The organism is Streptococcus sp. WM07, assembly GCF_004570525.1.
In the GTDB taxonomy this organism is placed as follows: domain Bacteria; phylum Bacillota; class Bacilli; order Lactobacillales; family Streptococcaceae; genus Streptococcus.
Genome location: NZ_SPPZ01000151.1, coordinates 1 through 540, shown reverse-complemented (window position 1 = coordinate 540; position 540 = coordinate 1). Strand labels below are relative to the sequence as shown.

Annotated in this window: 1 protein-coding gene; it reads right to left on the bottom strand. The window is 46.7% G+C overall.

Annotated features, from left to right (window positions below; translation table 11 throughout):
• Positions 1-540 (bottom strand): DUF1542 domain-containing protein (locus E4T71_RS08800; RefSeq protein ID WP_135038957.1); only part of this gene is annotated, 540 nt, incomplete at both ends.

The following is a 540-nucleotide window of genomic DNA, read 5'->3' as shown; positions in this document are numbered from 1 at the left end:
CATCTACTGCAGCTTTGGCTTTTTCTGCTTCTGCATCAACTTGAGCCTTAGCTGCTGCTTTCTCTTCGTCTGTTAGATCAGAGCGAGCGTCAATTTCATCCTTCTTGGCTTGAGCGGCTTCATCGACAGCTTTCTTCGCTTCAGGCTTAGCAACTGCAGCTGGGTTAATAGCTTTAACAGTGTCAACACCTGCAGTCTTAGCTTCTTCAACTCCTGCATTTGTTGTTGCTGCATCTACTGCAGCTTTGGCTTTTTCTGCTTCTGCATCAACTTGAGCCTTAGCTGCTGCTTTCTCTTCGTCTGTTAGATCAGAGCGAGCGTCAATTTCATCCTTCTTGGCTTGAGCGGCTTCATCGACGGCTTTCTTCGCTTCAGGCTTAGCAACTGCAGCTGGGTTAATAGCTTTAACAGTGTCAACACCTGCAGTCTTAGCTTCTTCAACTCCTGCATTTGTTGTTGCTGCATCTACTGCAGCTTTGGCTTTTTCTGCTTCTGCATCAACTTGAGCCTTAGCTGCTGCTTTCTCTTCGTCTGTTAGAT